At 72.5% G+C, this 13,673-nt stretch carries 12 protein-coding genes; 5 read left to right on the forward strand and 7 right to left on the reverse strand.

Annotated features, from left to right (window positions below; all coding sequences use genetic code 11):
- The first annotated feature begins 226 nt into the window (after positions 1-226).
- Positions 227-535, forward strand: coding sequence for a DUF6343 family protein (locus ACZ68P_RS00875; protein ID WP_471000593.1), 309 nt, complete (start codon positions 227-229; stop codon positions 533-535).
- Between the two features lie 44 nt (positions 536-579).
- On the opposite strand, the gene ACZ68P_RS00880 is transcribed toward ACZ68P_RS00875, so the two are convergent.
- The 3 genes from ACZ68P_RS00880 to ACZ68P_RS00890 all read right to left on the reverse strand — a co-directional run bounded on the left by ACZ68P_RS00880 (position 580) and on the right by ACZ68P_RS00890 (position 2,768).
- Complete coding sequence (locus ACZ68P_RS00880; protein ID WP_391797958.1) at positions 580-948, reverse strand: tetratricopeptide repeat protein; 369 nt, start codon at positions 946-948, stop codon at positions 580-582.
- A gap of 192 nt (positions 949-1,140) precedes the next feature.
- Entirely contained in the window at positions 1,141-1,749 is a 609-nt protein-coding gene (gene coaE / locus ACZ68P_RS00885; RefSeq protein ID WP_471000597.1) for a dephospho-CoA kinase, read from the reverse strand.
- A gap of 80 nt (positions 1,750-1,829) precedes the next feature.
- Positions 1,830-2,768, reverse strand: a complete 939-nt coding sequence (locus tag ACZ68P_RS00890) for a PAC2 family protein (RefSeq protein WP_471000600.1) — start codon at positions 2,766-2,768, stop codon at positions 1,830-1,832.
- A gap of 240 nt (positions 2,769-3,008) precedes the next feature.
- Between ACZ68P_RS00890 and ACZ68P_RS00895 the strand changes: the two genes are divergently transcribed.
- Positions 3,009-3,956, forward strand: coding sequence for a right-handed parallel beta-helix repeat-containing protein (locus ACZ68P_RS00895; protein WP_471000603.1), 948 nt, complete (start codon positions 3,009-3,011; stop codon positions 3,954-3,956).
- A gap of 130 nt (positions 3,957-4,086) precedes the next feature.
- Here the strand turns inward: ACZ68P_RS00895 and rpsA are convergent, their stop codons facing one another.
- Entirely contained in the window at positions 4,087-5,589 is a 1,503-nt protein-coding gene (rpsA, locus tag ACZ68P_RS00900) for a 30S ribosomal protein S1 (protein WP_391140634.1), read from the reverse strand.
- A gap of 342 nt (positions 5,590-5,931) precedes the next feature.
- On the opposite strand from rpsA, the gene ACZ68P_RS00905 reads away from it, so the two are divergent.
- Together ACZ68P_RS00905 and hrpB are read left to right on the forward strand one after the other, a co-directional pair.
- Positions 5,932-6,759, forward strand: coding sequence for a class I SAM-dependent methyltransferase (locus ACZ68P_RS00905; RefSeq protein WP_471000606.1), 828 nt, complete (start codon positions 5,932-5,934; stop codon positions 6,757-6,759).
- Positions 6,760-6,846: 87 nt separating this feature from the next.
- Positions 6,847-9,489, forward strand: coding sequence for an ATP-dependent helicase HrpB (gene hrpB, locus ACZ68P_RS00910; RefSeq protein WP_471000609.1), 2,643 nt, complete (start codon positions 6,847-6,849; stop codon positions 9,487-9,489).
- On the opposite strand, the gene pgfA is transcribed toward hrpB, so the two are convergent.
- From pgfA to ACZ68P_RS00925, 3 genes are all read right to left on the reverse strand, one after another.
- A complete protein-coding gene (gene pgfA, locus ACZ68P_RS00915) occupies positions 9,473-10,462 on the reverse strand; it encodes a cell envelope lipid trafficking protein PgfA (protein ID WP_471000612.1) in 990 nt (329 codons plus the stop codon). The two genes, hrpB and pgfA, sit on opposite strands and share 17 nt — an antisense overlap.
- 13 nt (positions 10,463-10,475) lie before the next feature.
- Positions 10,476-10,616: an SPW_0924 family protein gene (locus tag ACZ68P_RS00920; protein WP_365715165.1), complete on the reverse strand. Its 141-nt coding sequence runs from the start codon at positions 10,614-10,616 to the stop codon at positions 10,476-10,478.
- A gap of 201 nt (positions 10,617-10,817) precedes the next feature.
- Positions 10,818-12,557: a lytic transglycosylase domain-containing protein gene (locus ACZ68P_RS00925; RefSeq protein ID WP_471000615.1), complete on the reverse strand. Its 1,740-nt coding sequence runs from the start codon at positions 12,555-12,557 to the stop codon at positions 10,818-10,820.
- Between the two features lie 187 nt (positions 12,558-12,744).
- Between ACZ68P_RS00925 and ACZ68P_RS00930 the strand changes: the two genes are divergently transcribed.
- Positions 12,745-13,644: a DUF4184 family protein gene (locus tag ACZ68P_RS00930; protein WP_471000617.1), complete on the forward strand. Its 900-nt coding sequence runs from the start codon at positions 12,745-12,747 to the stop codon at positions 13,642-13,644.
- Positions 13,645-13,673: the final 29 nt, after the last annotated feature.

The raw sequence follows: 13,673 nt of genomic DNA on the forward strand, positions 1-13,673 counted from the left end.
GAGAACGCGGAGCCGCGCGGCGCCGTTCCCCCGACGGGCGTGCGCGACCGGATAACGCCCGTACGAGTGAACGAGCATCGAACGCGGGCCGCCTCGGCCGTCTCGGACCGCCACCTCCGGCCGTCCCCGGCCGTGTCCCCCGGGGCCGCCGCCCGCGTTCGCGAACGCTCCTGGCGGGTACATCGTCAATGGACACTCCGGCCTCTCACCGGGGAGGGCGATCGTCATGCGTACGGGCAGTGAACCGGCGACCGCGCGCAGTCCCCTGCGCCTGCGGTTCTGGCTGAGTCTGTGGGGTCTGCTCTGGGCGGGCTTCGGGGTGACGGCGTTCGCCCTGATCGGCCGGCCCGGGTGGGCGGCCGCGTGCGGCGTGCTGTTCCTCGTGGTCCTGGCCGACATGGCGACGGTTCTGCGCCGCATCCGGCAGGGGCCGCACTGGCAGCCGGGCCGCGACGTCCCGCCCTACGAGCCGGATCACGGAGGTACGCCTCCGGGGACCGCTCCTCGCCGTGATCACGGGGACACGCGCCGCTGACCGACCCGGTCGGCGGGCCCCCGCCGGGGCGGGCCGCCCCTGGCTCAGTCCTCGGCGCCGAAGCGGGCGGCCTGGAGGTACTCCGGCTTCGGGTCGAGCGCGGCCGCGAGCCGGAAGTGCCGGGTGGCCTGGTCGGGACGGCCCGACCGCTGGAAGGTGCGGGCGAGCGCGAAGTGCGCGAAGGCGTTGTCCGGCTCTCGCTCCAGAACCAGCTCGAACTCGAGCTCGGCCGGACGCAGTTGCGCGGCGGCGAAGAAGGCGCGGGCGCGCAGCAGACGGGCGGCCGTGTTCTCGGGGTGGGCGGCGATCACCGAGTCGAGCAGCTTCACGGCACCGCGCGGGTCACGCGCGGCGAGCAGCTGCTCGGCGGCGCGGAAGTCGATGACGTGGGTTTCAGGGTTCCTCTCGGCCACGGTGGCATCCTTCCCCTCGCTCCGGCGGTTCAACATCGGGGACCGCGGCGGTATTCCGTATCGGATGACGATCCCACCGCCGCCCCCTCCGCGATCCTTACCCAGCCGGGGCCGAAGACGATCGGCCGGGCCCCATCACCGGCTCGCGGCGGGTGCCACGGACCCGGCATGCGGGCCGCCGGCCGGATCCTCTCAGCGTCCGTCGGCCGAGGCCCGCCGGACGAGGTCGGCCCAGACCTTCCGCACCTGCGGTTCCAGCGCCTCGAAGGGGCCGTCGTTGTCGATGACCAGATCCGCGACGGCACGCCGCTGCGCGCGCGTGGCCTGAGCCGCCATCCGGGCCCGCGCCTCGGGCTCCGCCATGCCCCGCAGGCGTACGAGCCGGTCGAGCTGGGTCTCGGGCGACGCGTCCACGACCACGACCAGGTCGTACAGCGGGGCGAGCCCGTTCTCGGTGAGCAGGGGCACGTCGTGGACGACCACGTCGTCCGGGCCCGCCTGGCCCTCCAGCTCGGCGGAGCGGGCGCCGACGAGCGGATGGACGATGGCGTTGAGGGTGGCCAGCCGGTCGGAGTCGGCGAAGACGATCGAGCCGAGCTTCGGCCGGTCCAGCGTCCCTTCCTCGGTGAGGATTCCGGAACCGAACGCCTCGACGACGGCCGCGAGCCCCGGGGTCCCGGGCTCGACGACCTCGCGGGCGATCCTGTCGGCGTCGATCAGCACGGCTCCGTACGAGACGAACAGCCGTGACACTGCACTCTTGCCGGCGCCGATACCGCCGGTCAGGCCCACCTTCAGCATGAGCGGCAGCTTAGGACCCCGGCCCGGTCGCCGTCCGGCGGGGGCGGGGTCCGCTCGCCCGGACGGTCCGGGAACCGGTCCTACGCCTCGCCCTCGCGCTCCGCGAGGAAGCGCTCGAACTCGCGGCCGAGCTCGTCGGCCGAGGGCAGGTCGACGGGCTCGGCGACCAGGCTGCCGCGGGTCTCGGCGCCCGCCATGGCGTCGTACTGGTGCTCGAGCCCCTGGACCAGGGCCACCAGTTCTTCGTCCCCCTCGCCGATCTGGCGGTCGATCTCGGTCTGGGTCCGCCGCGCCTCCGTGCGCAGAGCGTGCGCGACACCCGGCAGGACGAGCCCCGTGGCCGCCGTGATGGCCTCCAGGGCGGTCAGCGCGGCGTCGGGGTAGGAGGCCCGCGCGATGTAGTGCGGGACGTGCGCGGCGATCCCCAGGGTGTCGTGGCCGGATTCCGTCAGCCGGTACTCGATGAGGGCCTCGGCACTGCCGGGCACCTGGGCCTCGTCGAAGGGGCTGCGGTGCCCGGGGACGAGGTCGGTGCGGCTGCCGTGCGGGGTGAGGCCGACGGGTCGGGTGTGCGGCACCCCCATCGGAATGCCGTGGAAGTTCACCGCGAGGCGCACGCCGAGGCGTTCGACGATCTGCCGGACCGCGACGGCGAACCGCTCCCACTCCACGTCCGGCTCGGGACCGGACAGCACCAGGAAGGGCGCGCCGGTGGCGTCCTGGACGAGGTGCACCTCGATGGACGGCGTCTCGTACGCCGTCCAGCGGTCGCGCCGGAAGGTGAGCAGCGGACGGCGGGCCCGGTAGTCGACGAGCCGGTCGTGGTCGAAGCGGGCGACCACCTGGTGGGGCAAGGCGTCCAGCAGGCGCTCGACGATCTGCTCGCCGGTCTCACCCGCGTCGATGTACCCGTCGAAGTGGTAGAGCATGACCAGCCCGGCCGACTCCTGCGCCAGGGCCACGTCCACCACGGCCAGGCCCTTCTGGTCCCATTCGTACAAATCCTGGGGATCAAGCACGATTACCGCTCCTCCTCGCGTTCCGTCAGGGGAACACCGCACGGAGCGAGGGCATTCCCCCGCGGCGGCCGATTTCGATCTCTCCGGCCTCTGGTCCAGACCTTGACATGCCCATGGACCGTCCCTACCGTCACGAAGCAGCAAGCGTTCAGCCCATCGTTCGTCGTGCACATACGAGAACGCCTCGCGCGAGCGGCCGCTCCTGCGAGAACGCCACGCTTCCACGGGAAGGCACCCCCCATGCGCACCCGCACTCTGCTCCTCCCCCTGCTCCCGGCCCTCCTCGCCGTTCCCCTCGTCGCCCCTCCGGCCACCGCCGCCACCATCGAGGTGTCCACCGCCGCCCAGCTCAAGACGGCGTTGGCCGACGTCGGGCCCGGGGACACCATCCACCTCGCCGACGGGACGTACACCGGGAACTTCAAGGCCACCACCCCCGGAACGTCCGCCGCCCGGATCGCGCTCACCGGCTCCTCGCGCGCCGTGCTCACCACCGGCGGCGGCTACGGCCTGCACCTCGACGGCGCCTCGTACTGGACGGTCAAGGGTGTCACCGTCACCGGCGGTCAGAAGGGGATCATGGCGGACACGGCGAACGACGTGGTCATCGACGGCGTGACGGTGCACGGCCTGGACATGGAGGGCGTGCACTTCCGCAAGTCCAGCAGGAACGGCGTCATCAGGAACTCGAGGATCTACGACACCGGGAACGACGGCCGCGGGATGGGCGAAGGGGTCTACGTCGGCTCCGCCAACACCCTCTCGGACAGGAGCGACAACGTTCAGATCCTCGGCAACACCATCGGCCCGGACGTCGGCGGCGAGGCCGTCGACATCAAGGAGGGCACCACCGGGGCGAGGATCATCGGCAACACGTTCGACGGGCGCGGTCTCACCGGCGCCAACTTCGACGACTCGTGGGTCGACGTGAAGGGCAACAACGTGCTGGTGGAGAACAACACCGGCCGCAACACCACCGACAACGGCTTCGAGACCCACACGCAGCAGAGCGGCTGGGGCTGCGGAACGGTCTTCCGTGGCAACCACTCCGATCTGACGGGTGCGACCGGACCGAGGCAGCTGGCGATCAACGTGACCAACCGGAGCGGCAGCTGCCCGACGACGGTCTACAGCTCGAACACGGTGACCGGCGGCAAGGGCCTGACGAACATCCCCGTCACCCCCTGACGCGTCCTGCCGCACCGAAGGAGACCGGGCGGCCGGGAAGGACCGGACTGCCGCAGAACGCGAGAAGGCCCGCTCCCCCGAAGGGGAACGGGTCTTCTCGCTTCAGCCTGTCAGCTGGTGGTCAGAGCGTTCAGCTCTGGCCGCCGGCCAGCTTCTCGCGCAGGGCAGCCAGGGCCTCGTCCGACGCCAGGGCGCCGGAGGTGTCGTCCGACTCCGAGGAGTACGAACCACCGGAGACGCCCGCCGGGGCACCGGCCGGAGCGGCGGTGCCACCCTCGGCAGCGGCGGCCTCGTCGGCCTCGCGGGACTTGATGACCTGAGCCTGGTGCTGCTCGAAGCGCTGCTGCGCCTCGGCGTACTGGGTCTCCCAGGCCTCGCGCTGGGTCTCGTAGCCCTCGAGCCAGTCGTTGGTCTCGGGGTCGAAGCCCTCGGGGTAGATGTAGTTGCCCTGGTCGTCGTAGGACGCGGCCATGCCGTACAGGGTCGGGTCGAACTCGACCGAGGCCGGGTCGGCACCGAAGGACTCGTTGGCCTGCTTCAGCGAGAGGCTGATGCGACGACGCTCGAGGTCGATGTCGATGACCTTGACGAAGATCTCGTCGTTGACCTGGACGACCTGCTCCGGGATCTCCACGTGGCGCTCGGCCAGCTCGGAGATGTGGACCAGACCCTCGATGCCCTCGTCCACGCGGACGAACGCACCGAACGGAACCAGCTTGGTGACCTTGCCGGGAACGACCTGGCCGATCTGGTGCGTCCGGGCGAACTGCTGCCACGGGTCCTCCTGCGTCGCCTTCAGCGACAGGGAGACACGCTCGCGGTCCATGTCCACGTCGAGAACCTCGACGGTGACCTCCTGGCCGACCTCGACAACCTCGGAGGGGTGGTCGATGTGCTTCCAGGACAGCTCGGAGACGTGCACGAGGCCGTCGACGCCACCCAGGTCCACGAAGGCACCGAAGTTGACGATCGAGGACACGACGCCGGAGCGGACCTGACCCTTCTGGAGGGTCGTGAGGAAGGTCTGGCGGACCTCGGACTGGGTCTGCTCCAGCCAGGCACGGCGGGACAGGACCACGTTGTTGCGGTTCTTGTCCAGCTCGATGATCTTCGCCTCGAGCTCCTTGCCCACGTAGGGCTGGAGGTCGCGGACCCGGCGCATCTCGACCAGGGAGGCCGGGAGGAAGCCACGGAGGCCGATGTCGAGGATGAGACCACCCTTGACGACCTCGATGACGGTACCGGTGACGATGCCGTCCTCTTCCTTGATCTTCTCGATGGTGCCCCAGGCGCGCTCGTACTGGGCACGCTTCTTCGAGAGGATCAGGCGGCCTTCCTTGTCCTCCTTCTGAAGGACAAGGGCCTCGATCTCGTCGCCGACCTTGACGACCTCGTTCGGGTCGACGTCGTGCTTGATCGAGAGCTCGCGGCTCGGGATGACACCTTCGGTCTTGTAACCGATGTCGAGCAGGACCTCGTCCCGGTCGACCTTCACGATGACGCCGTCGACGATGTCGCCGTCGTTGAAGTACTTGATCGTCTCGTCGATCGCGGCGAGGAAGGCTTCCTCGTTACCGATGTCGTTGACCGCAACCTGCGGGGTGGTGGCGGTGGTCTCGGTGCTGCTCGTCATGTGGGAAAGGGCTCCGGTTACGGACAGAAAGTCGTAGGTACTGCTACGCCGTGAGCCCGTATCGCACCAAGAAGCCGGACAGCCAATGAAGCGCCGATCCGCGAACGGTGGCGCCCCGAGAACCGAGGGGACATACAACAGGTACGAGCGCGGCCTGCTCCGTCTGAGGCGCGCAGGCCCGCAGCGCAACCTTTAGCATACGGGGGCAGCCGGACAGGGTCAATGCGCGAAGCGCGCACCCGGGGCGGATCGCCGCATAACCGGCACAACTCAAGCCACTCGCAGCCGTCCTGGCCACGAGGGCCACCGCCGCGCTGAGCGCAAACTACATCGACGGGCGAGATGAACCAAGAGTACGGACGGCAGGACGAGAGCGACTTCGAGCCGGAGGCGACGCGGCGTGACGCCGGGGACGCGGAGAGCAGCCGGGCGAGTCGTGGCTGGTGGGACAGGAACGCCGACGAGTACCAGAGCGATCACGGGGCGTTCCTCGGGGACGACCGGTTCGTCTGGGGCCCCGAGGGGCTCGACGAGGCGGACGCCGGGCTGCTGGGGCCGGCCGGCTCGCTGAAGGGCCGGGACGTCCTGGAGATCGGCGCGGGCGCGGCGCAGTGCGCGCGCTGGCTCGCCCGGCAGGGCGCCCGGCCGGTGGCGATGGACCTCTCCCACCGGCAGCTCCAGCACGCCCTGCGGATCGGCGAGGACGTACCGCTGGTCGAGGCGGACGCCGGGGCGCTGCCCTTCCGGGACGGTTCCTTCGATCTGGCGTGCTCGGCGTACGGCGCGGTGCCGTTCGTGGCGGACCCGGTGCGGGTGTTCCGTGAGGTCCGCCGGGTGCTGCGCCCCGGCGGCCGCTGGGTGTTCTCGGTGACCCACCCGATCCGCTGGGCGTTCCCGGACGAGCCGGGGCCCGAGGGCCTGTCCGTCGCCGCCTCGTATTTCGACCGCACTCCCTATGTCGAGCAGGACGAGGAGGGCCGGGCCGTCTATGTGGAGCACCACCGGACGATCGGGGACCGGGTGCGGGACGTGGTGGCGGGCGGGTTCCGCCTGGTGGACCTGGTCGAGCCGGAGTGGCCCGCGTGGAACGACCAGGAGTGGGGCGGCTGGTCCCCGCTGCGGGGCAATCTGATCCCCGGCACGGCGATCTTCGTCTGCGAGCGGGACTGACCCACGGCATCACCGCCGGTCATATGAACAGACGGGCCCTGTGGACAGCCGTGCCCGCCGCCGGTGACGACGTATGAGACTGAGTGCGTGATCCGACACGACGCACTCGACCTTCTCCCCGTCCGCCACGCCGTCCCCGCGCTGCTGAGCGCGCTCGACGAGCGCGGCACGGCGGTGCTGTACGCCCCTCCCGGCACCGGCAAGACGACGCTGGTGCCGCTCGCGCTGGCCGGGCTCATAGGGGACGGGCCGCGGCGGCGGGTGCTGGTGGCCGAGCCCCGCAGGATGGCGGTACGGGCGGCGGCGCGGCGGATGGCGTGGCTGCTCGGCCAGGAGGTCGGCGAGGCCGTCGGCTTCTCCGTCCGGGGCGAGCGCCGGGCCGGGCCCTCCACCCGGATCGAGGTGGTGACGACGGGCGTCCTGCTCCAGCGGCTCCAGCGGGACCCCGAGCTGTCGGGCGTGGACGTCGTCCTGCTCGACGAGTGCCACGAGCGTCATCTGGACGCCGACACGGCGATGGCGTTCCTGGTGGACGTCCGGGCGACGCTGCGGCCGGAGCTGAAGCTGATCGCGGCGTCGGCGACCAGCGACGCCGAGGCGTGGGCGGACCTCCTCACGGTCCTCGACGGGTCCGGTCCGGCGCCGATCGTGCGGGCGACGGGAGAGGGGCACGGGTGCCGCGTCCTGTTCGCTCCCCCGCCCGCCGGCATCCGGCCGGCGCACGGCACCTGGGTGGATCCGGCCCTGTTGCGCCATGTCGCGGCGACGGTGCGGCTGGCGCTGGAGCGGCATGAGGGCGACCTCCTCTGCTTCCTTCCGGGCACGGGCGAGATCGCCCGGACGGCCGGGATGCTGGCCGGCCTGGACGCGGAGGTGCTCCAGCTGCACGGCCGCGCCCCGGCGGCGGTCCAGGACGCGGTGCTGCGCGGGACGGAGCCGGGCGGGCGTCGGCGGGTGGTCCTGGCGACGGCCGTGGCGGAGTCGAGCCTGACGGTGCCGGGGGTGCGGATCGTGGTCGACTCGGGGCTCGCCCGGGAGCCGCGGACGGACCATGCCCGGGGTCTCGGCTCGCTGGCGACGGTGCCGGTGTCGGTGGCCGGGGCGACCCAGCGTCTGGGCAGGGCGGGGCGCGAGGCGTTCGGGACGGTGTACCGCTGCTGGGCCGAGGCGGACGACGGACGCCGGGCGAGGTTCCCGTCCCCGGAGATGAGGATCGCGGACCTCGCCTCGTTCGCCCTCCGGGCGGCGTGCTGGGGCGACCCCTCGGCGGCCGGTCTCGCCCTGCTCGACGCCCCGCCGGCCGGGGCGATGGCGGCGGCCCGTTCCGTGCTGACGGCGATCGGGGCGGTGGAGGAGGACGGCCGGGCGTCGGAGCGCGGGGTACGGATGGCCCGGCTCGGCCTGCATCCCCGGCTGGCGCGGGCTCTCCTGGACGGGGGGCCCGCGGTCGGCACGCGGCGGGCGGCCGAGGTGGTGGCGCTGCTCAGCGAGGAGCCGCCGCGGGAGTACGGCGACGATCTGGCGGCGGCCTGGCGGACGGCCCGTCGGGGCGGGGACGGATACGGGGCGCGCTGGAAGGCGGAGGCCCGGCGTCTGGAGCGGTCGGCCGTCGACGCGGGGGCACAGCGCCCGGCGCCGGCCGGGCCGGCTGCGGAGCGGTCGGCCGCCGTGCGGTCGGACGGCGCGGGAGGGCAGGGGGCCCCGGGAGCGGTCGCGGCTCTCGCCCCGTCGGGGGCGGCGGGGACGGGGGACGATGCCGCGGCCGGGCTGGTGACGGCGCTGGCGTTTCCCGAGCGGGTGGCACGGACGCGTCAGGGCAGCGGGTTCCTCATGGTGTCGGGAACGGGCGCCGAGCTCGCCGAGGGGTCCGGCCTGCGGACCGCTCCGTGGCTGGCCGTCGCCGTCGCGGACCGGACGGCGCAGAACGCCACGGCTCGGGTGCGGCTGGCGGCCGTGGTGGACGAGGAGGTGGCACGGGCGGCCGCCGGGCATCTGCTCACCTCGGGCGAGGAGGTTCTGTGGGAGGACGGGGACGTCGTCGCGCGATGGGTGTCCCGCCTGGGCGCCGTGGAGCTGGCGGCGCGGCCGCTCAGGGACAGGGCCGCCCCCGGGGCGGTGCGGGAGGCACTGCTCGACGGCCTGCGGCGGGAGGGGCCGGGGCTGCTGCGGTGGAGCCGGGACGCGGAGGAGCTGCGCGGGCGGCTCGGATTCCTCCACCGGGTGCGGGGCGAGCCCTGGCCGGACGTCTCGGACGGGGCGCTTGTGGACCGGGCGGACGAGTGGCTGGAGCCCGAGCTGTCCCGGGCCCGGCGGCGCGCCGATCTCGGTCGGATCGACGCCGGTCAGGCCCTCGGGCGGCTGCTGCCGTGGGCGACGGGCGAGGCGGCGCGTCTGGAGGAGCTGGCGCCCGAGCGGATCGAGGTGCCGAGCGGCTCGCGGATACGCGTCGACTACGGCGGGGAGCAGCCGGTTCTCGCGGTGAAGCTGCAGGAGATGTTCGGGCTCGCCGAGACGCCCCGGGTGGCGGGTGTCCCCGTCCTGGTCCATCTCCTCTCCCCCGCCGGCCGTCCGGCGGCGGTCACCGCCGATCTGGCCTCGTTCTGGAAGGAGGGGTACCGCGCGGTGCGGGCGGAGCTGCGCGGCCGCTATCCGAAGCATCCGTGGCCGGAGGACCCCGGGACCGCGGAGCCGACCCGGCACACCAGCGCGCGGCTCAGACGGGAGCGGTGACGGGCGACGGCGGGGGACCGGGTTCCGCTTCCGGGCGGCGGGAGCGCGCCTCGAGCCAGAGGGCGAGGGCGAGAAGGGTGAGGGCGAGGACGACGAAGGTCCACGGCAGATAGGAGACGAGCAGCAGGACCATCAGGCGGTTGGACTCGACCAGCTCGACGACGGCGGTGATGTAGTCCTCGCGCATCTTCACATGGCCTTCGAAGACCGTGACGGTGTCCTGTCCCATCATCGCCCGGGCGTTGCGGAGCTCCTCCTTGTGGATCTCCTCGCCGTTGACGGGGGCTCCGGTGACGGGGTCGACCCAGAACATGCGCCGGGTGGTGTACCAGCGGGTGAGGCCGGAGCCGGCGAGGATCTCGGGGGTGATGCCCTTCACCGGCATGGTCTTGGGCATGGGGACCTTGGTCCAGGGGATGGTCTGCTCGAAGTAGTAGACGTCCAGGCCGCGGAAGGTCCGGGTGCCCTTGTAGTGGATGGGGGCGGAGGTCCGGGTCTGGGCGTCGAAGTACTGGTAGTCGCGCTTCTCGGTGAGGAAGGGCCATTTGAATTCGATGCCCTCGCGACGGACCGGGTCGCCGTCGACCATCTCGCCGGTGGCGTGGACCGGGTCCTGGGTGTGGGCGTCGAAGATGTACCGCTCGGGGATCCGGGACACCATCGCGCCGTCCGGCCCGGCCACGAAGGAGAGCGAGTCCCAGACGACCACGTCCCGGCCGGCGTCTCGCTCGATCCTCCTCGACTCCTCCACGTTGCCCTTGAGGGTCTGGATGATCGTGATCTTCTCGATCTTCTCGGCCTTGAGCGTGGAGTAGTTGAGGAGGGTGGCCGGTTTCGCCTCCAGGACGGTCTCCTGGTACTGGTTCGGCGGGATCTTCGCCAGCCGGGGGAAGGCGTACCAGCGCAGGGTGGGGGCCATCGCGGCGAAGAAGACGGCGAAGGAGAGCAGGACGAGGCTCGCTCGGCGGCGCATGGAAGGGCTCCTCCTACTTCTTGGGGCCGGGGTCGGCGGTGAGGAGGGGGCGGGGGGAGGTGGGGCCGTCGGGCGGCAGCTCGACCACGGAGACGAGCAGGATGACGAGGAGGACGGGGACCAGCCCGAGGGCTGCGGCGACGAGGGCACGCACGGTCGGCCTCCCGGTGCTCGAACTGATGCGGCGTCAGGGCGGGGGCACCGTAGCAACGTGGCCGCGAGATGAGAACACGTTGCACCCAGAACACGGCTCCGCCGCCGGGCGGCGCCCCTCCCCCCACACGGAGCCCCCCCTCCGTCCGGAGGGACGGAGGGGCGGCGCGGGGACGCGTGCGGACCGGGGTCCGTGCGGGGGTCAGGAGGTGGAGCTGGGCGTCGGCGACGGCGAGCCGTCGGGCGACGTCGACGGGGACGGGGTGGGCTCGGGGGCCGGGGCGGTCACCGTGAGCTCGATCAGCACGCTGCCGCCGCCGGGCGCGGTCAGCCGGAGCAGGAACGTGCCCGCCTCGCCGTCCGCGTAGATGTCCGGCAGGGTCAGCAGACCGTTCTCGTCCGTCTTCAGGCCGGTCAGGGCCCGTACGGGATCACCGTTCGCGTCCTTGAAGAACGGGCCCTTGCCGACCGCCTCGGAGTCCTGTGCCGAGCCGACCATGGTGGCGGTGAGGGCGACCGACGCAGCGGGAGCACCGTCGAGGGTGGCCTTGACGAGCACCCGGTCGGCGAACTGCCCTCCGGTCGTCGCCGTCAGCTCCTTGGCGTCGCTGCGGACCAGGGTGTCGGCCTCGCGAGCGGTGACGGTCGCGTCGAACTCAACGGGGGCGAGGGTCCGGCCCACGACCGTGGCCCGCACGGTGAACGTGCCCAGCTGCTCGCCCGCCCGCAGGAGCGGGGTGACGGCCTTGCCCGTGGAGTTCGTGGTGAGGGTGAGGCTCTTGGCCACGCCGCCGAAGTTGGCGCCGGTCGTGCCGGTGATCTCGAAGCGCACGCTGAGCCCGGCGACCGGCTTGCCCGCCGCGTCGAGCGCCACGACCGTGGGCCGCCCGGCGAAGACGCCACCGGCGGTCGCCGTGAGCGCGCCCGTGCCGGCGTCCTTGATGCGGACCACCCGCACCGTCGCCGGCGGGGTGGGCGGCGGGGTGGTCGGGGTCGTGCCCGGCGTGGGCGACTTGGGCTTCGCCGTGGTCGGCGGCTTCGACGGGGACGGCGTCACGGGTGCCGTCGGCGTCGTCTGCGTCGGCGAGGGGTCGCCGGAGGAGTTGTCGCTGCGGTCGACCGGCAGCACGCCCGTGCCGTCCGGGACCTGGTGGGTGCCGCGCTTGTAGTACTCGAACCACGAGAGCACCGTGCGCAGGTACTCCGTCGAGCGGTTGTAGCTGAGGATCGCCCGGTCCAGGTCGGCCTTCACCGCGAGGTCGCGGTTGTTGGCGCAGAGGTAGAGACCGGCGGCCTGGGCGGCGTCGTAGATGTTGTTGGGGTCCTTGCGGCCGTCGCCGTTGGCGTCCTGACCCCAGGTCGCCCAGGTGGAGGGGATGAACTGCATCGGGCCGACCGCGCGGTCGTGCTTCGCGTCGCCGTCGTACGCACCGTTGTCGGTGTCCGAGATGTTGGCGAAGCCGACACCGTTGAGCTGCGGGCCGAGGATCGCCGAGAGGGTGGTGCCGTTGGCGTCCACCCGGCCACCCCGCGCCTGCCCGGACTCGACCTTGCCGATGCCGGCGAGCAGCTGCCACGGCAGGTGGCACGAGGCGTCGCTGGAGGCTATGGACTGTTCCGCACGCTTGTACGCGGCGAGCACGGTCGCGGGTATGCCCGCCTCGGCGGGGCCGGTGACGATCGGCAGGTCGACGGAAGTCCCCGGCTTGTTCGGGGTGTTCAGCGGCGGGAGGTCCGTGTAGTACGGGGACTGACCGGTGGCGGAGCCCTCGGGGGGCGTCGTCGCGTCACCGGCGCCGATCGACTGGTCGCCGCTCGCGGTGTCGGTCGGAGGCGGTGCCATGCCCGGTGCCTGCGAAGCGGCCAGCGCCGCGACCGCCGCGGCGACGACGGCCCCGCTGGTGGCTCCCCTGCGCAGCCGACGGCCGAGTTGCGCTGCCATGCGTATGGTCCCTCCCCCTCGAGTACACCCGCGCTCCCCGCGCGTGGACTCAGGAGACCCTATGACAACTCCGGGCCTGCGGGCACCGGCGCCTGACCGGGTTTCACGCTTTCGTCACCACTTGGCCGCCCCCCTTCCGACGAAATCACTCCCGCATACTGGGCGGACCGTCGAAGGGGGAGATCCGATGCCGTTCACCTTGAGTCATGCCGCGGCGGTGCTGCCGGGCATCAGGAGAGACGGGAGGGGGCGGGGTCCGCTGGTCGCGTCGGCGCTGGTGGCAGGGTCGTTCTCGCCCGACATGACCTATTTCGCGGCCACGGCGATCCCCGACGCGATGATGTTCGGGGACGTCACGCACGCCCCGTTGGGGATCCTGACGGTCGATGTGCTCATCACCGCGCTCCTTGTGGGCCTCTGGCTGATGGTCCGTGAGCCGCTCGTGGCCCTGCTGCCGGCCGGCCGGCGGGCACGGGTGTACGCGTTCGTCCGGGGCCGCCCCTGGCGCGGCCGGCGGCCGCTGCCGCTGGCCGCGTGGTTCTGCGTATCCGCCGTCCTGGGGGCGACGACCCACGTCGTGTGGGACTCCTTCACCCACCTCGACCGCTGGGGGACCCGCGCGATCCCGTTCCTCGGGGACGTCGTGGCCGGCTTCCCCGTCTACCTGTACGCGCAGTACGGCGGGTCGGCGCTGGCTCTGCTGCTGCTGGTGTGGTTCACGGCACGCGCGCTGCGCACGCCCCCCGCGGACCCGGCGCAGGCGGCCCCGGAGACGGAGGCACCCCCGGAGGAACCGGCTCCGGCGCTCTTGGTGCTCGACCGGCGCGGCCGGTGGCTGGCGGCCGGACTCGTCGGAGGATGCGTCCTGGCCGGCATCGTGCACCGCTGCCTGCGCTGGTACGCGTACTGGGGCCGGATCGAGACGCCGCTGGACATCATCCCGACCGCCTGCTTCGGAGGCGGCGCGGGCCTCGCCCTCGGCCTGGTGCTGTACGGGGCGGTCGTGCGGCTGCGCACTCCGCCCGCCGCGCCCGAGGCGGCGGACAAGGACCGTGAGCCGGTGCACTCCCGGCGGGGCCCTCGCTGACCTCGGAGCGGGACATGGCGGGAGCCGGC

This window comes from Streptomyces sp. NPDC036822 (assembly GCF_055609145.1).

Excerpts from the sequence above, each read along its gene's own strand:
- ACZ68P_RS00895 (WP_471000603.1), top strand. The coding sequence starts at position 3,009 with ATGCGCACCCGCACTCTGCTCCTCCCCCTGCTCCCGGCCCTCCTCGCC.
- coaE (WP_471000597.1), bottom strand. The coding sequence starts at position 1,749 with ATGCTGAAGGTGGGCCTGACCGGCGGTATCGGCGCCGGCAAGAGTGCA.
- rpsA (WP_391140634.1), bottom strand. The coding sequence starts at position 5,589 with ATGACGAGCAGCACCGAGACCACCGCCACCACCCCGCAGGTTGCGGTC.
- ACZ68P_RS00925 (WP_471000615.1), bottom strand. The coding sequence starts at position 12,557 with ATGGCAGCGCAACTCGGCCGTCGGCTGCGCAGGGGAGCCACCAGCGGG.
- ACZ68P_RS00930 (WP_471000617.1), top strand. The coding sequence starts at position 12,745 with ATGCCGTTCACCTTGAGTCATGCCGCGGCGGTGCTGCCGGGCATCAGG.
- pgfA (WP_471000612.1), bottom strand. The coding sequence starts at position 10,462 with ATGCGCCGCCGAGCGAGCCTCGTCCTGCTCTCCTTCGCCGTCTTCTTC.
- ACZ68P_RS00905 (WP_471000606.1), top strand. The coding sequence starts at position 5,932 with ATGAACCAAGAGTACGGACGGCAGGACGAGAGCGACTTCGAGCCGGAG.
- ACZ68P_RS00875 (WP_471000593.1), top strand. The coding sequence starts at position 227 with ATGCGTACGGGCAGTGAACCGGCGACCGCGCGCAGTCCCCTGCGCCTG.